The sequence below is a fragment of the Nocardiopsis sp. NPDC050513 genome (genome assembly GCF_044457925.1).
Lineage (GTDB): Bacteria > Actinomycetota > Actinomycetes > Streptosporangiales > Streptosporangiaceae > Nocardiopsis.
In genome coordinates this window covers 56,280-81,216 of sequence record NZ_JBITHK010000003.1, presented here as the reverse complement: position 1 = coordinate 81,216, position 24,937 = coordinate 56,280, and the positions used below count along the sequence as shown (strand labels likewise).

Genomic DNA, 24,937 nt, shown 5'->3' with positions numbered 1-24,937 from the left:
TTCAGGAGGGGTCGGCGGCGTCACCGTCGGTGCTGGGGAGCGCGCGTTCGGCGGCCTCGGCGCGCTTGCGGAGCAGCCGCGGGATGTAGAGGAAACCGAACACGCCCAGGACGATCCCGGTCACACAGACGCCGATCCACCACCGCTCGGTGTCGGGGAGGCCGTCACCCAGGGCGACGAGGACGATGAGCGCCACCGTCCAGGCCACGGTGCCGAGGGCGGCGGGGACACGGTAGTCGCTCTCGTGGACGTCGGGGTCGGGCTGGCGAGGTTTGCGCACGTGCCCAGGCTATCGGCTGGCGGCGCCGCGGACCCGGGCGCGCCCCTCCGCCCCGGGCGGACGGGGGCGTTCGGACAGGGCTGGGCAGGCGGTGTGCTCGGTCACATTCGTGCAGCCGATCATCCGACCATATGGTGTTTCCTCCGAAACACGAGCGTCAGCTGTGACATCTGTTGTACGAAGACGCAACTAACCTGGCCCAGAATCCTTGTTGTCCCATAACGCGACCAGGTCAGGCTGACGTGAAGACTCCACGCACATCCCCCTCCATGCCGTCCAAGGCCCCATCGGGCTTCATGGACCGCTACTTCCGCTTCACCGAACGCGGCTCGAACCTCTCGACCGAGCTCCGCGGCGGCCTGGCGACCTTCTTCGCCATGGCCTACATCGTCGTCCTCAACCCGCTGATCATCGGCACCGCCGAGGACGTCAACGGCGAGACCCTGGGCATTCCCCAGGTCGCGGCCGTCACCGCCCTCGTCGCGGCGATCTCCTGCGTCCTCATGGGCATCGTCAGCCGCTACCCGTTCGCGATCGCGGCGGGCATGGGCCTCAACGCGGTCATCGCCTACGGGCTCGCCCCGCTGATGCCCTGGGCCGACGTCTTCCTGCTGGTCATCATCGAGGGCGTCCTGCTGCTCGTCCTGGTGCTGACCGGGTTCCGGACGGCGGTCTTCGCCGCGATCCCGCCCGGGATCAAGACCGCGATCGCGGTCGGCGTGGGCCTGTTCCTCGCGCTCATCGGCCTGGTCAACGCCGGGTTCGTCCAGGCGGGCGAGGGAACCCCGGTCCAGCTGGGCGACGGGGGCCTCAACGGCTGGCCGATCGTGGTCTTCGTGCTCGGCCTGCTCGTGAGCGTCGCGCTGTACGTCCGCAGGGTCAAGGGCGCGCTGCTCATCGGCATCGTCCTGGCGACCGTCGTCGCGATCCTCGTGGAGACCGTGCTCGGCAGCGGCGAGGCGGACGGCCTCGGCTGGAGCCTGACCGTCCCGAGCCTGCCCACCGGTGTCGGCGACGTGGTCGCCCTTCCGGACCTCAGCCTCGTCGGCCTCTTCGCCGAGGGCGGAGGCGACGTCCTGGCGCGGTGGAACGAGATCGGCTTCGCCACGGTGCTGATGCTCGTCTTCACCCTGCTGCTCGCCGACTTCTTCGACACCATGGGCACCATGGTCGGCGTCGCCTACGAGGCCGGGCTGGTCGACGAGGACGGCGACATGGAGAACACGCGCGGCGTCCTCGTCGCCGACTCCTTCGGCACGATCCTCGGCGGCCTCGGCTCGGCGTCGGTGAACACCGTCTACGCCGAGTCGGCGGCGGGCGTCGGCGAGGGCGCCCGGACCGGAGTCGCGCCGATCGTCACCGGCGGCATGATGCTGCTGGCCACCTTCTTCACCCCGCTCGTGAGCCTGGTGCCGTTCGAGGCGGCCACACCCGTGCTGGTGCTGGTGGGCTTCATGATGATGACCCAGGTCGTCAACATCGACTTCCGGGACCCGGCGCTCGGCATCGGGTCGTTCCTGGCGATCATCATGATGCCGTTCACCTACTCCATCGCCAACGGCATCGGGTTCGGCCTGCTGGGCTACGCGTTCGTCCGCCTGGTGCAGGGCAAGGCCAACCAGGTGCACCCGCTGCTGTGGGTGATCTCGGTGATCTTCCTGGTGCACTTCGCCGAGGCCCCGATCTACGCCCTCCTCGGCTGATCCGGCCCGCGGCCCCGTGACGGGAATGCGCACGGTCGTGGACGGCGTTGTCTCCAGTAATGAGTCAACGCCGTTTACGCTTACGTAGCGCCACCTTCCGCCCGACCGGCACGGCCCCGCACCACGAGCCCGGACGGGCGGTGGGGGGCTGATGCCGCGTCTGGCGATGTTCCGGTCCCTGTCCGTGCGCAACTACCGCCTGTACGCGCTCGGTCAGCTCATGTCCAACCCCGGCACCTGGATGCAGCGCATCGCCCAGGACTGGCTGGTCCTGCAACTGAGCGGCGGCAGCGGCATCGCGCTGGGCATGACCACGGCGCTCCAGTTCCTGCCGATGCTGCTGTTCGGCCTGTGGGGCGGGGCGCTCGTGGACCGCATCGACAAACGGCGGTTACTGGTCCTCACCCAGGGCTCCATGGGTCTGCTCGCCGTCGCTCTGGGCGTGCTCGCCACCGCGGGCGCCGCCCAGGTGTGGCACGTCTACCTCTTCGCGTTCGCGCTCGGGCTGATCACCGTGCTGGACAACCCGGGCCGTCAGGCCTTCGTCCCGGAGATGGTCGACCGGGAGCGCCTGAGCAACGCCATCGCGCTCAACAGCGCCAGCTTCCAGCTCGGGCGGGTCACCGGACCCGCGATCGCCGGACTGCTCATCGCGTGGATCGGCAGCGGCCCGGTGTTCATGGTCAACGGGCTGTCGTTCGGCTTCACGATCGTCGCGCTGCTGATGATCCGCACCGGCGAGCTCCACAGGACCGACCCCGTGCCGGGCGGCAAGGGGCGGATCCGCGAGGGACTGCGCTACGTCAGCGGTAGGCGGGACCTGGTGCTGCTGCTCGTGCTGGCCGCGTGCGTGCAGTTCTTCGGTGCCAACGGCCAGAACCAGATCGCCCTGATGGTGAACAACGTGTTCGAGACGGGCGCCGCCGCGTTCGGGGTGGCCGCCGCGGCCCTGGCGGTCGGCGCGCTGGTGGGCGCGCTGCTCGCCGCCCGCCGGGAGCGCCCGAGGCTGAGCCTGGTGCTGCTGGGATCCCTGGGCTTCGGGGTGTTCCAGATAGTGGCGGGAGCGATGCCGGGCTACGTGTCGTTCGTGGTGGTGCTCATACCGATGGGCGTCGCCTTCATCACGTTCGTGACCACACTCAACGCGACCTTCCAGCTGAGCGTCGACCCGCGGATGCGCGGCCGGGTGATGAGCATGTTCATGCTGGTGTTCATGGGTGTGGCACCGATCGGAGCCCCCGTGGTCGGCCTGCTCGCCGACGCGTTCGGCCCGCGCGTCAGCCTGGCCGTGGGCGGCGCGGTGACGATCGCGGTCGTGTGCGCGCTGGGCGCGCTGCTGGCCAGGGCCACGGGGGCGCCCCTGCGGGACCTGGTGTCCGGCAGGAGTCCGGGTCTGGAGAGCCCGGACGTGACGGAGGAGACCGAGGAGACCGAGGAGACCGAGGAGACCGAGGGGGCTCGGGGGGCTGACGTTGCGTCAGAGGCGCCGGGGCCTTGCGGTGGCGACGTCGATGCGGACCGGCGTTCCTCGGAGGAGACCGGCACGCGGGTGTGAGCCGAGGAACGGGGGAGGCGGCGCCACCGGCCACATGTTCAGTCTCCGATGCCTGAGCCGCGCTCCTCGCGGGCGCGGTTCCGCGTGTCCGGGGGAAGAGAGCCGGGCGAAGCGCCCTCCGACGCCCGTGCCGCCGGAGGGTTCACGGGCCGTCCCCTGCCCAGGAGGTCCATGGCGCGGGGCGCGTCGGACGAGCGGTCGTGCGTCCGCGAAGCGCCCGGTCCGGACCCGCCGCCCTCGTGCGCGACGGCCGTGACCCTGTCGATCCGTCCGCCCGGCCGCTGGAAGGTGTCCTGGGTTCCTCCGTCGCGTACGTGTTCCATGGCGGCGTGGATCCCGTTCGCGGCGTCGCGGTGCGAGTAGTTCCTCAGTTCGTTCTGGAGTGCGAGGGCCGCCTGGTGGTAGGCGTCCGGGTTGTCGTGTACGTCCATGAGCTTGGCGGAGATGACCTCGAACCGCTTGAGCCGTGTCGCGGGTCCGGTCCCCATGCGGGCGTTGTCGTGGTTGGTGCTGCCGTTGTCGTCGATCACGAGCATGGCCCCGACCTCGGGCGGTACGAGCCTGCCGTCCTTGAGCACGCTCGCGAAGCCGTTGCCGTTGCCCTCCGTGGCGACCACCGGTGTGCCGGCGGAGGCGCACTCGGCGTAGGCGAGCCCGTAGGATTCGCTGACGGGGCTCGCGAGCACGACATCGGCCTCGGCGATCGCCGCGGAGATCTCCTCCCGGGACGGGGTGAAGTCCCTGATGTCCACGAACTCCCGGGAATCCGCATCGAGGTCTTCACCCAGCCATGCGTGGAACGCGTCGATGTCCATGTTCTGCGTTCCGAGGAGTGTGAGCCTCGTGTCCGCGTAGCCTCCTCTCCGCATGTTCTGGACGGCCAGCGCCCCGTCCACGGCTCCCTTGTTCAGATCGTCCATGCGGCCGAGCATGAGCACGTTGAAGGGGTCGTCGCGTCCGCGCGGCGGGGGTGGCGGTCCGCCCACGTCGTTCCCGGGGATGAAGGTGTGGATCGGGGGACGCGCACCTCCGACCTCGTCCGCGCCGATGATCCTCTTCGCGTCGTCCGCTGTCTTCACCCCGTGCGCCAGGACGACGTCCGACTCCAGGAAGACCTCACGGTGTCTCTCGACGCGACGCCGACCCAACTCCGGCTTCCCATGGACGGCGAGGACCGCTTCGGGATCCATGGTGAGCGCGGCCCCCACCCGCGCTTCGGGATAGAACCGGTCCCGGATCCAGAGCGCGGCGCCACCGGTCACGTCGCTGTACCCGACGACGAAGTCGACGCCGTCGGGCCCTGAGGGGAGACCGAGTTCCGCGGGGCTCCTGTCGGCGAGGTGGATCTTGATCTTCTCCGAGTAGCCGCCGACGGTTCCGGTGTGGCTCTCGAATTCCTCCCGCCGGTGTTCGGGAACGGCGTCGTCGAGCAGCGGAACGACGTTCACCCCCGGGATGTCGGGATGGTTTCCGACACTCAGGAGATGCACGTCGTGCCGTTCGGCCATGGCCTGGCACAACCGCTCGTTGAGGACGATGCCGCCGTCCTTGTGCTCCGCGTGGAACATGAGAAAGAGGTAGCTGGCCATGACTCCCGCTGAAGGATGCTCCGGTCGAGGGAAGAGGACACGTCAGATGGATCTGAGCTGTCCCCTGACCCGGTGTGCCGTCTCCGCGAGGGGGTAGGCGTCGATCCCGATGGTCCCGACCGATCGGCCGGGCCACAGCCGCGCTGCCACCTCGTCGACCATCTCCGCCACGACGAACGCCGCCGACTCGGACAGCGCACCGAATCGGAGACCGCCACGCGGTGGGGCGGGGGCGGCCAGCTCCCGTACCTCGGGCACACGGGGCGGCGGAGCGCCGGTGAACAGCCGTTCCCGCAGTTCGTGGTCGAACTCCGCGAACGTGGTACGCCGCCATGTCCCCAACCGTTGGGATGACGGGTCGGTGGACTGGCCGCGCTCACGCCAGGGGTCGCCCCCGGAACCACGGGCGATCTGGCGCAGGATCTCCGCGGCGTCGACGACGTCCCGGTTCATGGACACGTCCTTCGACCCCGTGAACTCCTCGAGAACGGGGATCTCGGCCGCGGCGGCGAGCGCGGCCGCACGCAGCCGCTCACAGTGCTCCCGCGTGATGTCCGTGACCAGTGCGGCAGGGGTCCCACTGACCCGGGCGGCCCCGGCCGGATGGGGTGTCGGCCCCGCTCCGGTGAACGCTCCGCGCAGGTGGTCGGCGATCTCGTGCAGGGTCACGGACAGCCCCTCGGCGCTGGGGCCGACGGTGTACGCGGGGCGTCCGGGGGCGACACGCCTGCCCAGTTCGGCGACGATCTCACTGAGGCTTCCCGCCCAACCGGACGAGACGATGACGCATGCGTGCGCCTCGTAGTGGACGGGATGGAGTTCGGGGTGCTCCAGGAGCATGTACGCGGGGTTCTGGACGCCCTTGCCCTGGTCCAGACGGGTCTGCCACGCGGTGGCCGCGCTGGCCAGCGGGACCGGACGGTCGTCGGGCGTCCGCTGGGTCAGCACGTGCCGGGTCGGGTCGGAGGGCTGGCCGGGTTCGGCGCCGACGGTGGCATCCGCGCCCAGGATCCCCGCCAGCTTCCGCCACGCCGAGACACGCCGCGCGGGCCAGGGGCTGCGCTCGCCCCGCCACTTCTCGTCAGCGAGGAAGAGCATGCGTGCGGCCGCGGAGTAGATCCGCTCGTACTCGGTCAGCGTTGCGTCGTGATCGTGCACCGTCACCTCTCTGGTGATCTCGTCGCCGACGGACGGGGAACGTGCCTCGTGGGCGTGCCGGGCTTCCGCGTCCGCTTCGGTGGGACGCGCGTGGCACGGTCGCGGTTCCAGACCGCCGACGGTACAGGGGTCCTCGGACAGGGGACACCCCGAGACGCGGGGCCCGCCGCGGCGGTGGCCGCGGGTCGGGCCAGGGGCGGAGGGGAAGGAACCACCGCATGAGACTCTTCGTCGCGCTCAACCCCCCGACCGAGGTCCTGCGGGCGCTCGGTGAGGCCGTCGACCGGGGGCGCTCGCACGGGCGTCCCCTGCGCTGGACCCACAGCGACGACTGGCACATCACCCTCGTGTTCCTGGGCGAGGTGGAGGAGGAGCGCCTGCCGGTGCTCACGGAGGCGATCGGCGCGGCGGCGCGCACCCAACGGCCGTTGTCCCTCGCCGTCGAGGGCTGGGGCCGCTTCCCGCCGCGGGGCCGGCGGTCGTCCGTCCTCTGGGCGGGTGTCACGGGGGACCTCGACGCCCTGGACGCCCTGGCCCGAGGGATGCGCCGGGCCGCCCGGTCGGTGCGGATCCCGGTCGAACGGCGCCCCTACGTGCCGCATCTCACCGTCGCCCGGAGCCGTCCGCCCAGCGACCTCGCCGAGGTCGTCGAGGACCTCGGCGAGCTGCGGGGAGCCCGCTGGCGGGCGCGCGACGTGCACCTCATCGAGAGCCGTCCCGGTTCGGCCGACCGCTACCGAACCGTCCAGACCTGGGCGTTAGGCTGGGAAGCCGATTCGGAGCGACCACCGGAGCTGGACACGCCATGAGCATGCTCACCAACAACCGCAAGCAGCGCTGGCTGCTGCCCGTGGTGCTCGGTTCGATCATGCTCATCGTGGTGCTCGGGGCGCTCTTCGGCTGATCCGGGCCCGAGGGGCGTGCTCACGCCCTGGCGGAGACCAGGCCGACCGCGTGCGCCACGAGCGCCGCGTTGTCGTGGGCCTCCGTGCCGTCCGGCAGCCGCATCGTGTCCTCCAGCCCGATCCGCACGTCGTAGCCCGCCTCGACCGCCTCCTCCAGCATCGGCCAGGCGGTCGCGTCCGATCCGTGCAGCATCCGGGGCGCCGTCACCCGGGCCCGGTCCAGGAGCGCGATCACCGCGTCGGCGTTGGCGCGCGCGTCCGCCACCGTGACCTGGGTGGGCTCGACCAGGACCGCGGTCACCGGGATCCTCGTCGCGACCAGGATGCGCGCCGCCTCCACCGTCCACACCCCGGCCTCCACCGCCACCCGGCGGTCGTCCAACAGGTGCACGAGGTCGACCGACCCCGCCTCGTGCAGGTTCACCGTCACCGAGTCCGGTAACGCGGACGACGCCCACCTCTGCACCAGGTCGTACCGGCGCCACGGGTCGGACTCGGCGGACAGGGAGGTGGTCAGCGACACGGGGACCTCGGGCCCGTCGGCGCGCAGTCTCTCCATCAGGGGCGCGACCACCTGCGGTTCGAGCGACTCGGCGCCTCCCGAGTCGCGCGGGTGCACGTGGATCGCGGTGGCGCCCGCCTCGACCACGGCGTGCGCGTCCGCGACGATCTGGTCCGCGGACACGGGCAGGGCGGGATGCGCGCCGGGACGGCGGTCTCCGTTGAGACAGGCGACGATCCTCATCTGGCTCTCCTCACGGCGCTCCGTATGCCGAATGTGCCCGCTCCCCAGCGGGTGCAAGCACCGGGGGCGCAACGCCCTGGCAGGATGGCGACCATGACACGACCGCTCGCACTCGCCGTGGCCGCCCTCCTCGTCGCGGCCTCCGCCGTCCCGGCCGCCGCCTCGACGGCCGAACCGGGCGACGGGGGCACCGGTGGCCTGGACTACCCGCGCGGCGGCGAGGGGCCGGAGGGGTCGGAGACCGCGTTCACCCTCCAGGACCCGAGGATCGCGGAGTCGAGCGGCATCGCCCCGTCCCGGCTGCACGAGGGCGTGTGGTGGACGCACAACGACAGCGGGCCCATCGCGCCCGAGGTGTACGCGGTGGACGGGAACGGCGAGACCCTCGCGACGATCACCCTCGCCGTACAGCTGCGCGACTGGGAGGCGATCACCGTCACGGAGGGCGCGGACGGGACCCCGCGGGTGCTCGTGGGCGACATCGGCGACAACTTCGGCGGGAGCTGGCCGGACGTCTCGGTCTACCGGTTCCCCGAACCCGCGGCCCTCGCCGACGCCACCGTCGAACCGGAGGAGATCACCCTCGCCTACGCCGACGGAGGGCGCGACGCGGAGGCGATGATGGTCGACCCCCGCGACGGCCGCCTGTACGTGGTGTCCAAGGAGTTCTCCGGCGGCGTGTACGCGGCGCCCGAGGAACTCGACCCGGCGGGTGCGAACACCCTGGAGCGGATCGACTCGGCGCCGCTGTTCGCCACCGACGCGGCCTTCTCGCCCGACGGCGGCCGCTACGTGATCCGCACCTACTGGGGGGTCAACGTCTACGACGCCGCCGAGGGCGTGCCGGGCACCTCCCTGGGCTCCTTCGAGCTGCCCGAGTCCGACCAGGGGGAGTCGATCGCCTTCACCCCCGACGGGACCGCGCTCATGGCCGGGACGGAGGGGGTGGACGCCCCCGTGTGGCGGGTGCCCCTGGAGGAGAGGTACCTGTCCGGAGAGCCCACCGGGGCGGATCCGGAGCCGACGCCGGAGGAGAGCGAGGCGGGCGCCGAGGCGGGCAGCGGAGGAGCGGGAGCGCTGCCGTTCATCCTGGGCGGGGTCGTGGTCGCCGCGCTGCTCATCGGCGGGATCGTGCTGCTCGCCCGCCGGGGGTAGCGGCGCCTCCTGCGGCGCGGGAGGACGACCGATCGCGCGTTCCGGTGACCGTTCCTCACATTCGCACGACGATCAGGTGAACGAAAAGACCTCCCCGTGAGTCAGAATACGCGTGGCTCTCGTCCTGTCCCGTGCCGTGACGGGGGCGGGCCCGAACCGGACGACGGGGGAAGCGGGCGCACTCGCACCGATCCTCGACGCCGCCCAGGACGAGCACGACGAAGCAGAGGGGATGGCCGTGCGCGTAGACCACAAGCAGGTGCCTTCGTTTCCGAAGATCACGGCGACGGTCTTCCACGACGAGGCGGCCGAGGTCATCGTCAACGGTGTCTCGACCTCGGTCACGGGAAGGGATCTTCCGGAGACGCGCACGAACATCATCCGGCACATCGCCCAGACCGCGGAGAAGTTGGGGCGCCCGGTCCGCGCGCTGACGGTGGACGATCAGGACGAGTGGTCGCTCGTCGTGTACCCCGACGGCCTGGTCGAGAACGACTCCACCGCCGAGCCGGGCAAGCGCCAGGGCAGGAAGAGGTCGGCCGCGCAGGGTCGGCGCGGTTCCCAGGGCAAGATCCGGGACACCAGGTCCAGGGGCGATCGGCCCGAGCAGCAGGCGGCATCGACGGAGCGGGAGGGGGCCGGGGCTTCCGAGGCCGCGGCCGCTCCGGGGACACAGCCGATCCCGGAGCCCTCCAGCACGCCGGGAGGTGACACCGGCGCGGCGCCGATGGAGCGCCCGCCGTTCCCCCCGCCTCCGGCCTCTCCTGTGACGTCGGACCCCCAGCCCGACGCGGGACTGGACGAGGGCCGGAGCGAGCGTCCCACGGAGGACGGCCGTCCCCGCGTCTCGGCCTCGTCCGTGCTGTTCCGCGCCGTCAGGCGCCGTCTCGAGGAGAGGGAGCGCGACGACCAGCGGGCCCGGGAGAGCACCTCCGGGACCTCGGAGTGGGCCCCGCCCGCCCAGGGCCCCTCGGCGCCGCCGGCGCCGCTGAGCAAATCGGAGTCGGAGAACCTGTGGGCCTCCGTCATCGAGGAGATCAACCAGGAGCGCGGGGCGGCCCCCGCACCGCCTCCCCCCGTCGGGTACGGGCCAGCGAACCAGGGCTACGGGACCGGATCCGGGGTCACCGGTGTCTTCGAGCGCCGTGCGGGCGCGCCCGTCCCCGTGCCCCCGGTGTCGGCGGCTCCGATCCCGGTCGTGGGCTCCCACACACGGATCGCCGTTCTGAGTCTCAAGGGCGGGGTGGGCAAGACGACCACCACGGTGCTGCTCGGATCGGTCTTCGCCTCCGCGAGCGAGAACCGGGCGATCGCCGTCGACATGAACCCGCACAGCGGGACGCTGCGCGACCGCGTGCCGCTGCAGAACCCCCACACCCTCAGGGACCTCTACGAGAACGCGGGCAGGATCACCCGGTACTCGGACCTGCGGCGGTACGTCTCGATCAACGGCGCGAGGATGCACGCGCTCGTCGGGGACCCGGAGCAGAGCACCGGCCTGCTGGACGAGCGGGGCGCCTACAAGAAGGCCGCCGACGTCCTGGAGCAGTACTACGACATCACCCTCACCGACTGCGGCACGGGCCTCGGCAACCCGGGCATGAACCACGTCCTCCAGTTGGCGGACCGGGTCGTCATCGTGCTGGAGCCCGCCCTGGACGCGGCGCGAGCCGCCGTCACGACGCTGGAATGGCTGTCCAGGAACGGATACGAGCGACTGGGATCCACCGCGCTCGCCGCCGTCTCCCGGGTCGATCCCCGGGTGGTGGGCCCGGAGGAACTGGCGGGCCTGGAGCGCTTCTTCCACGGAAGGGTCGCCGGGGTCGTCCGGGTGCCGTTCGACGAACACCTCGCCAGGGGCGGAATCGTCCATCTCGGCGACCTCCGGGAGGAGACCCGGGCAGCCTCCCACCGTCTCGCGGCGCTCAGTCTGGGGGCGTGAGCGGGCGGCTCCGGCGTCCTCGCCCTTGGCGCGGTCCGACCGCGGCCGCGACCCGGGTCCGTGACGGATCCGACGCCTCCGAGCAGATGGGGAAGACCAGGTGCAGATCGACGAGAGGTCGGACGGTGCCGAGGAGGCGCTGCTCCACGCCATCCACCTCCAGATGGAGATCGCCAGGGCGGTCGGTCGCTCAGCGAACGCCAGGATCGCCGCACGACTGCGTGACCAGAGGAGGAGGGAACAGGCGCCGGGGCGCCGGGAGCGGCGGGAGCGGAAGCAGACGCGGGCTCGGTGGAAGGAGGACAGGAAGACGCTGAGGGGGGTCGGCCGGGACTCCTGGTGGAAGGACGCGACCCCGGCCAAGATCCAGGACGCCGCCCTGGCCGCGCACAGACACCGCGACGACAGGTGGCGGGCCCGCATCGCGGGCTGGAACCTGAACCGGGGGTACGAGAGGCGCTTCGGCGCCAGCCTCGACGAACTGGTCCAGAACAACGGCCCCGACGCCCCCGGCACGTGGACGGATCTGGAACGCATGGGTGCCGAGGCGGCCAGCATCGTCCCGGGGAACGCTCGGGAGCAGGAGGGTCTCGACGCGCTCTTCGGCAAGCTGGAGCGGATGGAGCAGGACGAGCAGTACCTGGCGGAGCAGCTGGGGTTGCCCCAGCGGCAGGGCGAGCGGAGCGGGCCGGTCCAGCAGGACGAGCAGGCCGACGAGGAGCGGGCGCACCAGCAGGATCGACAACCCCTCCAGCCGCAGACGGTTCAGGAGGGTGAGCAGGTCCAGGCGGGCGGGGACGGGCACCGGGGCGAGCAGGGCCGGACCAGCGCGCAGGACCTCCTGGGCCGGGGCAGGACCTCGTCTCCGCCGACGCGACAGGCGGCGCCCCAGGAACAGGACCAGGCCGCCCGCCGACGCCTCGACGCGCGGCGGATCATGCGGGGCTCCGGTCGGGGCCGCGGCGACTGAACGGTGTTCCCGGCCCTCGGGCGGACGACGGGGCCTACCGGTCCCGGACGTCCGGGAACTGCCCCGGAGGCGGCGGATCGTGGGGGAGGGGTTCTCCCGCCTGGTTCTGGTCCTCCGCACCGCCCATGGGCCCGTCCGGCGAGAGCAGGATCCCCATGTGGTAGTCCGCGTGGTCGCGGAGCCAGCTGCTCATCCCGGTCGACGGGTCGGCGCTCAGGCTCTCCCAGGCGCGCCAGACGGCGTCCACACGGATGAGGGCCTCCGGGTTCTCCCACCACCTGGCGGACCAGCGGTACTGGTTGCGGATGCCGACCCTGCGCTTGTAGACGTGCCGGAAGTAGCTCTCGAAGAAGTCGACCGCGTTGCCGTGCACGGGCTGGTCGGACGAGTCCGTGGTTTCCTCCGCTCCGTCGGCCAGCTTGTCGAGTTCGTCGAGCCAGTCCTCGTTTCCGGCCACCTGTCCGTCCTTCCGTCCGCTCTGGGGCGGCACCGCGTCGCGCCGTCGTGCCGGGGCCGTTCCGGGCCCGGGAGGGTCAGGGCTCGTACCGCTTGAGGGACGCGGTCACCAGCTCCTTGTACTGTCCGGCCATCCACGGGACCGTCTCCACGAGCGTCGGAGGGGTCCCGGAGGCGATCACCACGGCACGGCCAGGGGGCATCGAACCCAGGTCGGAGACGTCCATCGTGCGCTCCTTGTCGACCTGCCAGGAGACCGAGCGCCCGCCCCTGCCGCCCGAGTACGACGCCTTGTCCACCTCGTGGTCGCCGATGAGTTGGGACAGCTCGTTGAGGAACTCGACCTCGGAGACACCCCCGCCGTAGACCTTGATGTTGGCGGCGGACCAGAGCTTGCGCATGCCGCTCTGCCCCCACACGTCGACGCCCTGCGACCAGGACTGGAGGATCGTCATCAGGACGATGCCCCGCGAGCCGTAGTGGGAGTAGAGCGCGGGGAGGTCGTTCCACCGGCACACGTTCGCGGCCTCGTCCAGGACTCCGAGCAGCGGTGTGCTCAGGCGTCCGCCCCTCTGGGTGGTGGCCAACTCCTCGGCCGCCTCGACGACGGCGACGGTCAGGGCGGTGACCAGCGGTCCGGCGCTGCCCTTGCCCTCCTTCGACAGGGAGTAGAGCGTGCCGCCCCGGGCGACGAACTCACGGGGGTCGAAGTGCCTGCGCGGGTCCGGAGCGCCCGGCTGCCGCGGCGAGATCCACGGGGCGATCTGTCGGCTCATCAGGCACGACACCATCTGCATGGCGGTGCCGTAGACGCCGCCGCGCTGCTTCTCCGGGGAGTTCACGACACCGGAGACGTTGTCCGCCACCAGATCGAACCGGTGGCCGGCCAGGATGCCGACCGCCTCGTCGTCGTGGGGCCGGGTCAGCCACGTGTACACCTGGAGGATGGACCGGTCGTCCAGGGCCGCGGCCAGGAGCAGTCCCGCGAGGAGATCCTGCGCGGCGCCGTCGAAGAAGGCGTCGGTCTTGGCGTCGGCGTCCCTGGATCCCGCGACGAAGTGGCCGGCGAGCTTGGCCGCCCTCACCTCGTCCGTCACGTACGACAGCGGGTTCCACCACCAGTCCGGCTCCTCCAGGGCGATGGCCTGGGGGTCGAAGACCCACACCGGGCCGGCGGCCTCGCGCACACCCCGGGTCGCGTCCACCACGTCCCGCTTGTTGCTGGTGACCAGGACCGCCCCCGGAGCCTCCAGGATGGCGGGGATCGCCCGGGAGGTGGTCTTACCGGTGCGCGGGCCCCAGATGTCGACGTGCATGTCCTCCCAGGAGCCGTACAGCATCTGGCGGTCGCGGACCGACCGGCCGATGGGAACCCCGGGGGAACCGACCACGCCGAGCCGCTCGGCCCTGGCCCTGGCGCCCTTCTCCGTGATCCTCTCCAGATCGTTCCCTCCGCCCATGTGGGAGGCGGAGGAGTCCACCCGACCTCGCTTCCCGCGGCGCAGGACCAGGACGAGGACGCCGAGCAGCCCCAGGACCACCCACTGCCCGACCAGGACGAGCGTGTGCGCGCCCGTCCACGCGATCTCTCCGCCGAGGACGCCGAAGACGGCGTCGAACGGGTTCGCGGGGACCGGGTCGGCGCCGTCGCCGAGCCGTGCGCCGACCTGGACGGTCACCCAGACGGTGCCGACGGTGAGCACGACGGTGACGATCAGGACCCAGATCAGCACCGCCTCGGTGTTCATACCGGTCGGAGCCTTGCTCGCTCTGCTCATGACATGGCCTCCTCAGACCGGTCCGGCGCCGAGGCCTGGGGCTCCTGGGCGGTGGTGGCGTCCTCCGGCTCGACCGTCCCCGTCCGGGAGACGCTGTGCCAGAGCTTGTTCGTGTCGTTGATGCCCTTCTCCGCCTCGGTCAGCTGGACCTGCACGGGGATGCCCGGTCGGCCGCCCACCTTGACGAGGAACTTTCCGCGCCCCGGGGGCGCGCTCTCCGTACCGGCGTGGGAGTCCCAGGCGGGCGGGTCCTGCCAGGAGCCGAGCATCTCCTGCTCGGCCGTGGAGAACGGGATGACCGAGGACAGCATGGGCATCTCCGCGCGCGGGAGGCCCCCGCAGATCACCATTCCGGACCGCTCGACGAAGCCCTTGGCCTTGCTGCGGTCCTCCTCGCTGGAGAGCGACATCAGGTCGCTCATCGTGTGCGAGATCATCGCCATGCCGACACCGCGCTGACGGTTCAGGCGCGTGAGGGCGTCCACCCGGTCGACCATCCCGTGGCCCGCGCGCAGGGCCCGCCACAGTTCGTCGAGGATGACGAAGTAGTGGCGGCGGGGCTCCAGCCCGGCGTCGGCGAGGGCGTGCGAGAGGTTGATGGTGGCGAACCCGGTGGACCAGCAGGCGAGCAGGACGGCGGCTTGGAGGTCCATCTCCGTGTCGTCGATGTTGGACACGTCGAAGACCACCGGACGGTCGCGCAGCATCGGTGTGGTGGTCGGGTGGGAGAAGATCTCCCCCAGGCGTCCGCCCCCCACGAGACCGATCAGCGACGCCTCCAGGTGGTCGGTGATCTCCTGGTAGCGCGTGAGACTGCCGCGGTCCAGGGCGACCTGGCGCACCGGATCGGGCGCGTCCTGGATCACCTGCAACAGGTCCTTGAGGACCGGGGTTCCCTCGTGGCGTTCGTCGAGCACCTTCAACGCCCGGTCGAGGATCGTCTCCTCGCGGTCGCTCACCGGGGCCGAGCGCATGATGGTGAGCAGAGCGGTGACCATGGTGAGCCGCCGTCCGTGCACGTCGGCCACGACCTTGACCCGCTCCGACGCGGGAAGGCGGTCGAGGACCTCGCTGCTCTGACCCGGGTCGAGGACGTTGAGGTGGCCCCGGCCGCGGCCGAGGGTGATCACCTGCCCGCCCAGGGCCTCGACGAGGTCGACGTAGTCGGGCTTGAGGTCGCCGAGGACGAAGGGCTGCACGCCGTACCCGGACAGTCCGGTGGCCATCCGCCGGGTGATCGTCGACTTGCCCAGCCCGGGTTTGCCGAGGACGAACATCGACGGGTTGGAGATCAGGTTGGCGCGCTGGAACCAGGAGATCGGATCGCAGCACAGGGTCGCGCCCGACATGATGTTGCGCCCGATGGGAACGCCGACCATCGGCGTTCCGGTGCCCACGGCGAACGGCCACAGACCGCACACCTGCACGGTGGTGCCCCGCCACTCGGGAGCCATCTCCACGACGGTCGACTCACCGGCGCCGTAGGACGACCAGCCGCGCGGCCCGGGGCGCTTGGGGGTGATCCTGGACTGCTCGGCGCGCGGCGCGCTCCGGTATCTTCCCCTGGCCTCGGCCGACTTCTTCCGGTGCCCTCCGCCGCGTCGGATACTCACATCTGCTCCTTGATCTCCACGGGAATCCTCAGGTGGAAGGGCAGGACGATGCCCAGCGGCAGTCCGGCGGCGAACGTCGAGTCCTGGGCGCCGTAGGCGGGGCGCAGGCGGAGCCGGGACGCGGCCGAGAGGTTGGCGACGGCGGCGCGGGCGTCGGCCTCCTTGGCCGGGTCGTCGACGGTGGCCGTCACGACCATGCCGAAGTTCACCAGGCCCGCGCCCGCGGCCTCCTCGGCCGCCGTCGCCTGGGCCGACCGGGACGCCATCATGTCCCGCGCGGTCGGCCGGTCGTTCGAGCTGGCGCGGAACTGGGCGGCGCGCAGGTCGGACTCCACGACCGCGGCGGTCTTCGCCGGATCCAGGGGGCGGTAGAGCAGGGTGATGCGCTTCCTGGCGATGTCGGGGTGCGGTGCGAGCAGCCGGGTCAGGATGCTGGACTGCACGTTGCCGCGCGGGGCGGCGGTCATCGTCCAGGACACGGACAGCGCGCTGTCGTGCCGGAGCCTGTCCCAACCGGCCTGGTAGGCGGTGGGGCCGACGTCCGGCCACTCGATCTCGGGGATCTCTCCCACGGCACGCGCCTCGTCGATGAGCACCGCGGCCGCCGGGTCGTAGGCGATCCGCACCACCTCGCACAGCTCCTGGGCGCCGAGGGGGCGGGACGCACCGGCGCCCGTCGCGGACAGGCTTCCGGTCAGACCGGGGAGGCGGGCGGCGAGTTCGCGCCCCATCTCCTCGGGAGCGGTCTTCTTGTCCTTGCCTGCGTTGAAGGTGAGCGCGATGTAGGCGCGCACGAGGGAGGAGCCGTGCGGGTAGGACTCGACGGTCTCCAGGAGCACCTGCCGGGCGAACTCAGGCGCCTGTTCGTCGATCTGGCCGACGACCTCGCGGCGCAGCCGGGTCCCGGTGTCGGGGGAGGTCTCGATCGTCACCGACGCGGCGACGAGGCCGGGTTCGTCGCCGAGGTTGGCCAACCAGTGCCCCCATTCGGCGACCCAGGAGTCGATCTGCTCGGGGTCCACCAAGGCGGCGCCGTCGGGCTCGGTCGCGATGACGGCCGTGAAGTAGTTGCCGTTGACCGGCATGTGGAGCAGGGCGAACGGGCGGGCGTAGGAGTCCTGGTGTTCGCTCAGCCGGAGGGGAGCCGCGATCCCCGGGAGTTGGTAGCGGCCCCAGGGCACTCGACCCAGGGGCCCCGAGCGGTAGAGGTGGGCGCCCAGAGCCCGGGCCTTCCACCAGAGCATCTGCACTCCGATCTTCGACAAGGTGCTCTTGCCGTGTTTGTCCTTGGTCAGCACGGCCAGCAGGACGACCGAGAGGATCGCTCCGGCGATCGCCCCGCGCAGGAGACCACCGACCATGACGACGAAGACGACGATGATCAGGCTGGCCAGGAGGAAGGCGGTACCGATGGTGCCGAGCCCCATGATCCCGGCCGACGCGGGGCGTCTCCAGTTGCCGTAGGTCCGGACCGTCCGCGTCAGGTCGTCATGCGCTGCCACTGGGACCGTCTCCCCCGGCGGTGTCGTCGACGGACTGCTGGGCCTTCTCGGCGCCCTTCTGGACGGCCTTGGCGGCCGCGTAGATCGCCGCGGTCTTGGGGTTGGACTTCATGGCCGCCGACCCCGCGCCGGAGCTTCCCGCCTGGGTGGCGGCCTGGGTTCCGGTCTGCGCGCCGGTGCCGCCGGTGGAACCCCTGGTCGACGGGGCCTTGCCTCCGGACGGACCACCGGGGGCGTTCTTGCCGCCGGTGGGGCCGCCGCCCCCGGTGCTGCTGCCGCCGCTCCCGCTGCTGCCGCCTCCGCCGCCGGATCCGGCCCCGGTGGGCATCTGGGAGGCCATCGACGCCGCACCGGCCGCGAGGGCTCCGCCCGCGGTCGCGCCCACCATCGGGGTCACGAACTTCATGAGCGCTGGGAGCGCGAAGATCGCCAGGAACAGCATCGTCACCGCGAGGAGGACACTCCTCAGGGCCTCTCCGAAGCTCTGGTCGCCGTCCGGTACCTGGAGGAGGACGAAGACCAGCGCGTAGATGATCGCCGCCACGGGCTTGTACAGGAGGAAGGCGACGACCCAGGAGACGGCCTTCTGGAACCAGGACTTGCCCATCTGGGTGTTGGTGAACGCCGCGGTCAGGGGCAGCACGCCGGCGAGCAGGACGAGCATGCCGTCACGGATCATCATCAGGACGATCTGGACGAGTCCGGCGATGACGATGATGAGACCGAGGACGAGGACGAGGACCAGCGCGCCCGGTCCCGTCGCCAGCGAGCCGAAGCCCATCACCGCGACGAACCCCGTGGTGATCTCGCCGATGTCGCTCTGCGCCGCCGCCTCGTCGATGATCCACTCCGAGAACTCGTCGCCCACCCCGATCGCGGTGCTGATGGCGGTGACGCTCACTCCCGAGACGACGACGAGGGTGAGGAGCGACTTCAGGAGGTCCTTGCCCGGCTCGGCCCTCTGCTCCCAGGCCATCTTGACGCCCCCGAAGATCGCGGAGGCGGTCGCCGCGATCCCGACGTAGAAGAACAGCCTGCTCTGCAGGAACCCCGCCGCTCCACCGGCGCTGGTGGAGTCCATGGTGTTGAGCAGGCCCGAGATCAGGGACGCGGCGCCGCTGATCAACGCCACCGCGCCCAGGACGATGACGATTCTCCCGAGGTGCTGGCCGCCTTCCCCCCTGGACCTGGCGATGGCGAGCATGGCGCCGAGGATGATGAGGGACAGCACGGCCACGCCGAGGCCGATCCAGGTGAAGTATCCGAGGAGGGTCGCGAGCCCCGCGGAGGGAGGGTCCGACGCGGCCGCGGCGACCTCGCCGTCCTCGATGCCCATCGAGGGAACGTCGATCCAGAACGTCAGCATGTTCGTGACGACCGATTCGACCGCGTCGACGAACTTGTCGATCATGCTCTCGATCACCCCGGAGACGACGTTTCCCACATGACAGGAGATATCGGTGAATCCGCACATCAGATGGCCGCCCAGGGGGTGAAGCCGGTCAGGTCCTCCAGGACGGTGAAACTGGAGTCGTTCTCACCGGAATCGTCGACCACGATCTTCCAGTCCCCTTGCGTCCATTCGAGGTCGAAGCTCATGCTCGCCCGCTCACCGGAGGCGAGGGCGATGGCGATGCTGATCCTGGCCTCGTCCTCGCTGTAGGAGACGACGCGTGCGGCGCTGATCTGCCCCTCGACCTCGGCGGGTTCGGTCTGCGCCTCCATCACCGACGCGAAGGCGTCCCGCCCGGGGCCGGGGATGACCAGGAGGTCCCAGCGGCCGACCATCTCCTCCCGGCCGAAGTTGGCCAGGACGAGGAAGTTCGCCGCCGCCAGTACGGCGCCCTCGGGTGTGCGGGCGTAGCAGTACCGGACACCGCCGTCGAGCACGCCGGGCCCGAACTCCGCGGACTCGGGGGCGCGCATGCCGTTGATCGCCGTCCAGGTCGTGTCCTGGATGGGCAGGAGCAACTCGAACTCGGTCGTGTGCGCCTCCAGGCCGCAGAGGCTGCCGCTCTCCGAGGGTGTGAACGACCGCTCCTCCACGGGGGAGGGCGGGCTCGGCGACTCCTCCCCGGCGGTGCCGCCCGTCCCGGAGGGCCCGGCGCCGTCATCGTTCGGCCACAGGCTGATCGCCGCCCCGGCCACCACGACGAGCGCGACGAACGCGGCCGACACGATGAATGACGGTGTGGCCAACGGCTGCTCGTCGCTCATGGCCCTCCCCTCTCCGCCGAGATCAGCTCACCAGGAACGAGACGAGGCTCGTCGCCCCCGAGATGACGATGACGCCCGCGAGCACCATGCCGATCTTGCTCATGTGCTCGCCGCCCTCGCCGCGGCGAGACTGGATGGCCATGACCGCGCCCGCGACGATGAGGCCGAGGACGCAGACGGCGAGGGCCACCCACTTGGCCCAGCCGAGAATGGTGGTGAATCCGCCCTGGAGGCCTTCGGGGGCCTGGGTCTGTACCTCGATGTCGAAGGCGGGAACCATGGCGGCGGCTTCCGCGGCGAGCGTGATCGTTTCGTTCATGCGGGGGACTCCGGTCCTTCCGGTCGGTGGATCTGAGGTCTGTCTAGAGAAGGGCTCTGACGCTCTTGAGGAGTTTTCTCACCTCGGAGCTCGTGGAGCCGTTCCCCGGGGAGCCCGGGGGGTCCGTTCTCCATTGTTCGATCCAGGAGACGTTCCACACTCGTGGAGCTCCTCCACCTACTAGACGTGCGTAGTCGCGCAGCGGTTTCGGCAACTTTCCCGGTGCGTCCGCCACCAGAGCGAGACCGAGAAGGCGAACTCCGGGCACCTGGCCCGAGGCCCATTGGGTGAGCGCTTCCTGGGCGGACCGGAGTCCGTCCAGGTGAGTTCGTGCCGTCAATACCACGGGGATATCCGCGTTGTCATGACCTGTGGCCGATTTCGGCCAGGAATGATGACTCTCAGCGGACTCGGAGAACAGCCGGGCGAGGGTGCTCTCCGCCGCCCCTCCGTGCGCTCCCACCCACCACAACCTGGCATGACGGGTGACTTCCCGAAGGGGAAGGCCGCCCGAACCGGGTGCGCCGATATTGCCCAGGGGGAGGACCGGGCCTGTCGGTATGGTTGCCAGGTCGTCGGAGTCGCCGACGGCCATTTCCGTTGTCTGGGAGTCCGAGGCGGGGCCCTGATCTGGGGTTACCCATGGATTGTGAGGGTCGGGCACTGCGCATTCACCTTCGATGGTCGAGGGGGCGAAGTGAAGAGTACACGGATGCGGTGCCATGCGGCCCAGATGGCCGCTCTGATCTGTGGGTTTGTGTATCCGCAGATGAATGGGTCAAACTTCGTCGGAGTTTCGGGCGGATGGAAGGCACGGGCGGGAGGGGCGGATGAAGCAGGGCTTGGTCATCGTCCCCATCGGCTTCATCGCGGTCGTTCTTCTCATTCCCCTGTTTCTTCTGCTCATCTTCGTCGACGACGCGGAGACGTCCTCGTCGAGCGCGCCGAACCAGGTGGCCGGCATACCCCAGACCGTTCTCGCCGCGTATGTCATCGCCGCCGGCCGTGCCGACGACATCGCACCGGGCTGTGAGGGGATGACCTGGAGTCTGGTGGCGGGAATCGGCAACGAGGAGTCCGACCACGCGACACTCGGCGGGGCGGAGGTCGACGAGGACGGGAACGTGGCGCCCGAGATCTTCGGTCCCCGGCTGGACGGCAGCGGCGACCTCCGGGAGATCGAGGACACCGACGACGGCGATCTGGACGACGACGAGGAGTACGACCGGGCCGTCGGGCCGATGCAGTTCATCCCGGGGTCGTGGGAGACCTTCGGGCAGGACGGCGACGACGACGGCGAGGAGGACCCGCACAACATCTTCGACGCGACCGCCGCCGCCGTCGCCCATCTGTGCTCCAGCGGGGACAACGACCTGACCACCGACGAGGCGATGCGCCGGGCGGTCCGGGGTTACAACAACAGCGACGAGTACGTCGACGCGGTCATGGAACGGAAGGCCTACTACGACTCGCTGCACGTCGGCCCCGACGGCGCCGAGTTCGCGGACGGGACCTTGGTGGACTGCGCGGATCTGGGCCAGCTGCACCCCTACATGTGCGGTGTCCACGAGCACCTGCAGGAACGGTTCGGCCGCTTCTACGTCAGCGCCGGCGGGCGGCGGAACGACCCGGGAAGCGACCACCACACCGGCGAGGCGATCGACTACATGATGGCCGACCTCGGCGCCGTCCCCACCCCTGAGCGCGACGCCATGGCGATCCTGGTGATCAACTACGTCATCGCCAACCACGAGGAGCTCAACGTCAAGGGGCTCATCTACAACTTCCACATCTGGAACGCCGCCAGGGACCCGGTCGGGGACTGGACGACCGTACGTCGGCCGCTGAGCGACCGTGGCAGCATCACCCAGAACCACGTGGACCACATCCACCTCGCCGCCGGTGACGGGGGGATGCGGTGATTCGGCTCTCGGGGGCACGGGCCCTTCCGCCCGTGTGCCCTCCCCGCCTGCCCCCCGACCCCCGGAAGACGACGAGGACCGACCATGAGTGACACGCGTTCGTCCGTTCCCTGGAAGGCGGGCGCCGCGCTCGCGGCCCTGCTGCTCGCCGCGGCGTGCACCGCTGAGTCCGGACCGGGGCCGGAGGGAGAGGAGAGCCCGTCGGCGGACGGGGCGGCCGCGCCTCTGGCCGGTGAGGGCTTCCTCGGGCTGGAGTGCGGTGAGGGGAGCGTCACCGTCTCCCGTGTCTCCGACGAGGACGGGTCGGTCCAGGCCACCCACACCTTCACGGCCGCTGACGCGGTGAGCGCGCGGACCCCGGTTCTGGGCGCGGGGCGTCCCGTGGAGATGATGCGCGCGGTCGCGTTGCCGGACTGCGTCACCGACCAGGTCGGGGAGTACGACTACCTCGCGCACCACCGGAACCGGGCGCACGAACTCGCGGGAAGCGTGATCCCCGAGTCCTCCTCGTTGCTGGTGACGGTCACCGAGAACGTCCAGGGCACCGATGCGGTGACCATCGGGGCCATGTCCTCGGACGGCACGGTGGAGGCCCTGCTGCCGACGGGGGGTGACTCGGAGTTCTCCGACGCGGTGCACCGGATCTCCCCCCAGTACAACCACCTGGACGGGCGGATCTACTACCTGGAACTCGACGAGGGTTCACGGGAGCGGACGGTCATGTCCCTGGATCCGGAGAGCGGCGCCACCGAGGTCGTGGAGGCGTGCGACGAGGGCTGCGGGCGGGTCGTCGTCGATCCCCACAGCGGTCACATCTACTCCGCCTACCCCGAGTCCTTCGAGGACCTTCCCGGTGGGTTCATGGACGACAGCGGTCGGCTGCACCCGTACGACAACATGTACTTCCCACGGTTCTCCAACCGGCAGGGGACCGTGGTGGGCTACTTCGTGAACGATCTCGGCGGGGATCTCAGGGCTCGGAACCTGGGGCAGGGGGATCCCGCGGTCTCGTGGATGGGCCGCTCCGATCCCCAGATCGTTCCCACGGGTGACTGGAGTCTCGAGAGGTTGGGGACCAGGGCGGACGAGCGTTTCCCGGGCCAGCCCGTCATGATGGTCGGCGAGTACGACATCCTGCTCGACGACGAACCCTTCAGCGTGGTGTCGCTCGACCCTGAGACGCTGCGGATCGGTGAGGCGCCCACCCGCACGCTCCTGCCGGGCGGCGGCCGGGACAACGGGCACCCGGTTCTGTCGGCGGACGGCAGCCGGGTCCTGTTCCGTTCGGCCGCGGACTCGGGCGAGGCGTCCTGGTACTCGGTGCCCGTCGACGGGAGCGGCGAGCCGGTCGAGATCGGCGCACTGCCCGCCGAGTACCCGAACATGGTCCCCGTCCTGTGGAACGGCTGAGCGGTGCTGTCCGTCACCTGACGATTCCGTCGCCCCTTCCGGTTCCGTGCCACGGCGCCGGCAGGCTGTTCCTGGGAGTCTCCGCCTCCGGCGACAGGAGTCCCTCCGCCTTCCGCGGCGACGCCGCGCCCGCCTTGGCGCGCGTGTTGACCAGACTCGCGGACTGCTGGCCCTTCCCGAGTGAGGGCGGGTCCTTCGGCCCGAGCTTGTTCAGTTCCTCCGTCAGGGCTTGCGCGGTGTGCTTCCAGGTGAAGTGGTTTCCCAGATGCTCCCGCAGTGCGAGCGCCCTGTGGCGGGTTCGCGCCATGTCCTGGATCAGCGCCTCGGCGCGATCGGCCCACACGTCCGCGGGCGCACTGTGCGCGCCCGCCGGAACCTGGACCACGGAGGGAAGTCCCAGTTCCGGCGGGACCTTCTTCGGATCGCTCAGGAACATCCCGGCTCCGATATTGCTCGGTACGAGCACGGGAAGCCCGTATCCGGCCGCCTCGGTGGCGGTCAGGCCGAACCCGTCGTGGCGTGACGCCATGAGCATGAGATCGGCTCCGCGGATCTCGGCCTCGATGACGGAACGGTCGCTCGTGAAGGGCTTCAGCTTGACGTTCTGCCCGAATTCCTTCCGGATCATCTCCTCGCCGGCCTTCAGAGCTCCCGGCTTGGCCCCGAGGATGGTGAGTTGCGCGTCGACTCCCTTGTGACGCAACGCGACGAGCACCCCGACCGCGGTGTCCACGCCCTTGAGCGGGTCGTCGGCGCGTCCGAACAGCAGGAGGTTGACGCGTTTCTGGAGCGGATCCGGTGCGGCCGGCCGGCCCAGCTGGACACCGGGGATCATCTCCCTGACGGGCGGAGGGTGTTCGCACATCCGGGCGAGTCGCGCGGTGTCGTCGGTCAGGAGCGGCCCCACGCCGACGGCCAGGTCGGACTTGGAGATGAGCAGCCGTTCGGTCTCGGCGTGCTGCGTCGCCTGCTGGGGGTCGCCGCGGAGGCGGTCGAGTTCGTCCGTGAGCGCGTGCGTGATGTGGACGACCCGGGCCCGCGGGTAGAACTTCTCCCGGAGATAGGAGGCGGCCCCGCCGGTGAAGCGGCCGTGCCCGATGATGACGTCCACGTTCCTGGGCAGGCCGTCCGCGCGCAGGAGTTGGCCGCGCTCGTCGGTGATCCCCGGAACCGGGTCGAGGCCCTGCACGTGGACCAGCGGATGCCCGGGGCTGGGCACGCTGACCCGGGCGTAGACGTCGTGGCCGAGTTCGGCCAGGGCGATCGACAGCTCGCGGTTGACGGTGACGCCACCGCTGTGGCCCACCCAGGCGGTCGCGAGGGTGAGGAAGCGCTCGGGGGAGTCCGCGGTCACTCGTCCTCCACCCACAGGGAGGCCTTCAACAGCCGGGACATGTCGTCGGCGAGTCGTGTCATCGACTCGGCGCTGCCGTCGATCTCGCCTTTCTCGATCTGCAGTCTGGTGCGTGCGGAGAACTCGTCCAGGAGAAAGGCGATCGTCACCGCCTCAGAACCCAGGACGCCGACCTTTCCTCCTCTGTCTTCCACCTTCATGTCGAGTTCGTTCCTGATCGCGGTCCGAAGGCTCTCGACCTCTTCCGGAAAACTCAGCGGTTCGGGGGCCGCGTCCGCCCCGGGGTCGTCGCCGAACGCGTGGCCGTGTCGACTGAGCGTGTGTCTGCGCGGATCATGCGAGCTCTTCTGCGTCACGTTCACAT

The 24,937-nt window shown here is 70.6% G+C and carries 22 protein-coding genes; 8 read left to right on the top strand and 14 right to left on the bottom strand.

What is annotated here, in order from left to right; genetic code table 11:
* Nucleotide 1: 1 nt before the first annotated feature.
* The gene (locus tag ACIBFB_RS05570) at nucleotides 2-280 is read right to left on the bottom strand and encodes a DUF2530 domain-containing protein (RefSeq protein WP_397226595.1); all 279 of its coding nucleotides are present in this window, start codon (nucleotides 278-280) and stop codon (nucleotides 2-4) included.
* Nucleotides 281-549: 269 nt separating this feature from the next.
* Between ACIBFB_RS05570 and ACIBFB_RS05565 the strand changes: the two genes are divergently transcribed.
* Together ACIBFB_RS05565 and ACIBFB_RS05560 are read left to right on the top strand one after the other, a co-directional pair.
* Complete coding sequence (locus ACIBFB_RS05565) at nucleotides 550-1,983, top strand: NCS2 family permease (RefSeq protein WP_397226593.1); 1,434 nt, start codon at nucleotides 550-552, stop codon at nucleotides 1,981-1,983.
* Nucleotides 1,984-2,134: 151 nt separating this feature from the next.
* A complete protein-coding gene (locus ACIBFB_RS05560; RefSeq protein WP_397226591.1) occupies nucleotides 2,135-3,538 on the top strand; it encodes an MFS transporter in 1,404 nt (467 codons plus the stop codon).
* 38 nt (nucleotides 3,539-3,576) lie between these two features.
* Here the strand turns inward: ACIBFB_RS05560 and ACIBFB_RS05555 are convergent, their stop codons facing one another.
* Together ACIBFB_RS05555 and ACIBFB_RS05550 are read right to left on the bottom strand one after the other, a co-directional pair.
* The gene (locus tag ACIBFB_RS05555; protein ID WP_397226589.1) at nucleotides 3,577-5,127 is read right to left on the bottom strand and encodes a glycosyltransferase; all 1,551 of its coding nucleotides are present in this window, start codon (nucleotides 5,125-5,127) and stop codon (nucleotides 3,577-3,579) included.
* 42 nt (nucleotides 5,128-5,169) lie between these two features.
* Complete coding sequence (locus tag ACIBFB_RS05550) at nucleotides 5,170-6,285, bottom strand: hypothetical protein (RefSeq protein ID WP_397226587.1); 1,116 nt, start codon at nucleotides 6,283-6,285, stop codon at nucleotides 5,170-5,172.
* A 218-nt stretch (nucleotides 6,286-6,503) separates the two neighbouring features.
* On the opposite strand from ACIBFB_RS05550, the gene thpR reads away from it, so the two are divergent.
* Nucleotides 6,504-7,094: an RNA 2',3'-cyclic phosphodiesterase gene (thpR, locus tag ACIBFB_RS05545; protein ID WP_397226585.1), complete on the top strand. Its 591-nt coding sequence runs from the start codon at nucleotides 6,504-6,506 to the stop codon at nucleotides 7,092-7,094.
* A gap of 115 nt (nucleotides 7,095-7,209) precedes the next feature.
* On the opposite strand, the gene ACIBFB_RS05540 is transcribed toward thpR, so the two are convergent.
* Complete coding sequence (locus ACIBFB_RS05540; protein ID WP_397226583.1) at nucleotides 7,210-7,935, bottom strand: 3-keto-5-aminohexanoate cleavage protein; 726 nt, start codon at nucleotides 7,933-7,935, stop codon at nucleotides 7,210-7,212.
* Nucleotides 7,936-8,028: 93 nt separating this feature from the next.
* On the opposite strand from ACIBFB_RS05540, the gene ACIBFB_RS05535 reads away from it, so the two are divergent.
* The 3 genes from ACIBFB_RS05535 to ACIBFB_RS05525 all read left to right on the top strand — a co-directional run bounded on the left by ACIBFB_RS05535 (nucleotide 8,029) and on the right by ACIBFB_RS05525 (nucleotide 12,002).
* Nucleotides 8,029-9,090 (top strand): hypothetical protein, encoded by a 1,062-nt coding sequence (locus ACIBFB_RS05535; RefSeq protein WP_397226581.1) that lies wholly within the window; start codon nucleotides 8,029-8,031, stop codon nucleotides 9,088-9,090.
* A 112-nt stretch (nucleotides 9,091-9,202) separates the two neighbouring features.
* Nucleotides 9,203-11,032 carry an AAA family ATPase gene (locus tag ACIBFB_RS05530; RefSeq protein ID WP_397226579.1) on the top strand — a complete coding sequence of 610 codons (1,830 nt, stop codon included), beginning with the start codon at nucleotides 9,203-9,205 and terminating at the stop codon, nucleotides 11,030-11,032.
* 100 nt (nucleotides 11,033-11,132) lie between these two features.
* Complete coding sequence (locus ACIBFB_RS05525; RefSeq protein WP_397226577.1) at nucleotides 11,133-12,002, top strand: hypothetical protein; 870 nt, start codon at nucleotides 11,133-11,135, stop codon at nucleotides 12,000-12,002.
* A gap of 34 nt (nucleotides 12,003-12,036) precedes the next feature.
* Here ACIBFB_RS05525 and ACIBFB_RS05520 read toward each other — a convergent pair whose 3' ends face one another.
* The 8 genes from ACIBFB_RS05520 to ACIBFB_RS05485 form a co-directional block, all read right to left on the bottom strand.
* The gene (locus ACIBFB_RS05520) at nucleotides 12,037-12,459 is read right to left on the bottom strand and encodes a DUF4913 domain-containing protein (protein WP_397226575.1); all 423 of its coding nucleotides are present in this window, start codon (nucleotides 12,457-12,459) and stop codon (nucleotides 12,037-12,039) included.
* 76 nt (nucleotides 12,460-12,535) lie between these two features.
* Complete coding sequence (locus ACIBFB_RS05515) at nucleotides 12,536-14,236, bottom strand: type IV secretory system conjugative DNA transfer family protein (protein ID WP_397226573.1); 1,701 nt, start codon at nucleotides 14,234-14,236, stop codon at nucleotides 12,536-12,538.
* A complete protein-coding gene (locus ACIBFB_RS05510; protein ID WP_397226571.1) occupies nucleotides 14,233-15,849 on the bottom strand; it encodes an ATP/GTP-binding protein in 1,617 nt (538 codons plus the stop codon). The genes ACIBFB_RS05515 and ACIBFB_RS05510 overlap by 4 nt, the downstream gene beginning before the upstream one ends.
* Nucleotides 15,846-17,351, bottom strand: coding sequence for an SCO6880 family protein (locus ACIBFB_RS05505; RefSeq protein ID WP_397226569.1), 1,506 nt, complete (start codon nucleotides 17,349-17,351; stop codon nucleotides 15,846-15,848). The genes ACIBFB_RS05510 and ACIBFB_RS05505 overlap by 4 nt, the downstream gene beginning before the upstream one ends.
* Entirely contained in the window at nucleotides 17,338-18,762 is a 1,425-nt protein-coding gene (locus ACIBFB_RS05500; protein ID WP_397226567.1) for a hypothetical protein, read from the bottom strand. The genes ACIBFB_RS05505 and ACIBFB_RS05500 overlap by 14 nt, the downstream gene beginning before the upstream one ends.
* Nucleotides 18,763-18,824: 62 nt before the next feature.
* Complete coding sequence (locus tag ACIBFB_RS05495) at nucleotides 18,825-19,568, bottom strand: hypothetical protein (protein WP_397226565.1); 744 nt, start codon at nucleotides 19,566-19,568, stop codon at nucleotides 18,825-18,827.
* A 22-nt stretch (nucleotides 19,569-19,590) separates the two neighbouring features.
* The gene (locus ACIBFB_RS05490) at nucleotides 19,591-19,887 is read right to left on the bottom strand and encodes a hypothetical protein (RefSeq protein WP_397226563.1); all 297 of its coding nucleotides are present in this window, start codon (nucleotides 19,885-19,887) and stop codon (nucleotides 19,591-19,593) included.
* A 43-nt stretch (nucleotides 19,888-19,930) separates the two neighbouring features.
* The gene (locus ACIBFB_RS05485) at nucleotides 19,931-20,482 is read right to left on the bottom strand and encodes a DUF6668 family protein (RefSeq protein ID WP_397226561.1); all 552 of its coding nucleotides are present in this window, start codon (nucleotides 20,480-20,482) and stop codon (nucleotides 19,931-19,933) included.
* Between the two features lie 235 nt (nucleotides 20,483-20,717).
* Between ACIBFB_RS05485 and ACIBFB_RS05480 the strand changes: the two genes are divergently transcribed.
* Together ACIBFB_RS05480 and ACIBFB_RS05475 are read left to right on the top strand one after the other, a co-directional pair.
* Nucleotides 20,718-21,809: a hypothetical protein gene (locus ACIBFB_RS05480; protein WP_397226559.1), complete on the top strand. Its 1,092-nt coding sequence runs from the start codon at nucleotides 20,718-20,720 to the stop codon at nucleotides 21,807-21,809.
* An 84-nt stretch (nucleotides 21,810-21,893) separates the two neighbouring features.
* Entirely contained in the window at nucleotides 21,894-23,219 is a 1,326-nt protein-coding gene (locus tag ACIBFB_RS05475) for a hypothetical protein (RefSeq protein WP_397226557.1), read from the top strand.
* Between the two features lie 13 nt (nucleotides 23,220-23,232).
* On the opposite strand, the gene ACIBFB_RS05470 is transcribed toward ACIBFB_RS05475, so the two are convergent.
* Nucleotides 23,233-24,573 (bottom strand): glycosyltransferase family 4 protein, encoded by a 1,341-nt coding sequence (locus ACIBFB_RS05470; protein WP_397226555.1) that lies wholly within the window; start codon nucleotides 24,571-24,573, stop codon nucleotides 23,233-23,235.
* Nucleotides 24,570-24,935 carry a hypothetical protein gene (locus ACIBFB_RS05465; RefSeq protein WP_397226553.1) on the bottom strand — a complete coding sequence of 122 codons (366 nt, stop codon included), beginning with the start codon at nucleotides 24,933-24,935 and terminating at the stop codon, nucleotides 24,570-24,572. The genes ACIBFB_RS05470 and ACIBFB_RS05465 overlap by 4 nt, the downstream gene beginning before the upstream one ends.
* Between the last annotated feature and the right edge of the window lie 2 nt (nucleotides 24,936-24,937).

Excerpts from the sequence above, each read along its gene's own strand:
- ACIBFB_RS05560 (WP_397226591.1), top strand. The coding sequence starts at position 2,135 with ATGCCGCGTCTGGCGATGTTCCGGTCCCTGTCCGTGCGCAACTACCGC.
- ACIBFB_RS05475 (WP_397226557.1), top strand. The coding sequence starts at position 21,894 with ATGAGTGACACGCGTTCGTCCGTTCCCTGGAAGGCGGGCGCCGCGCTC.
- ACIBFB_RS05495 (WP_397226565.1), bottom strand. The coding sequence starts at position 19,568 with ATGAGCGACGAGCAGCCGTTGGCCACACCGTCATTCATCGTGTCGGCC.
- ACIBFB_RS05540 (WP_397226583.1), bottom strand. The coding sequence starts at position 7,935 with ATGAGGATCGTCGCCTGTCTCAACGGAGACCGCCGTCCCGGCGCGCAT.
- ACIBFB_RS05535 (WP_397226581.1), top strand. The coding sequence starts at position 8,029 with ATGACACGACCGCTCGCACTCGCCGTGGCCGCCCTCCTCGTCGCGGCC.
- ACIBFB_RS05500 (WP_397226567.1), bottom strand. The coding sequence starts at position 18,762 with ATGATCGACAAGTTCGTCGACGCGGTCGAATCGGTCGTCACGAACATG.
- ACIBFB_RS05480 (WP_397226559.1), top strand. The coding sequence starts at position 20,718 with ATGAAGCAGGGCTTGGTCATCGTCCCCATCGGCTTCATCGCGGTCGTT.
- ACIBFB_RS05515 (WP_397226573.1), bottom strand. The coding sequence starts at position 14,236 with ATGAGCAGAGCGAGCAAGGCTCCGACCGGTATGAACACCGAGGCGGTG.
- ACIBFB_RS05555 (WP_397226589.1), bottom strand. The coding sequence starts at position 5,127 with ATGGCCAGCTACCTCTTTCTCATGTTCCACGCGGAGCACAAGGACGGC.
- ACIBFB_RS05485 (WP_397226561.1), bottom strand. The coding sequence starts at position 20,482 with ATGGCCGTCGGCGACTCCGACGACCTGGCAACCATACCGACAGGCCCG.
- ACIBFB_RS05565 (WP_397226593.1), top strand. The coding sequence starts at position 550 with ATGCCGTCCAAGGCCCCATCGGGCTTCATGGACCGCTACTTCCGCTTC.
- ACIBFB_RS05490 (WP_397226563.1), bottom strand. The coding sequence starts at position 19,887 with ATGAACGAAACGATCACGCTCGCCGCGGAAGCCGCCGCCATGGTTCCC.
- thpR (WP_397226585.1), top strand. The coding sequence starts at position 6,504 with ATGAGACTCTTCGTCGCGCTCAACCCCCCGACCGAGGTCCTGCGGGCG.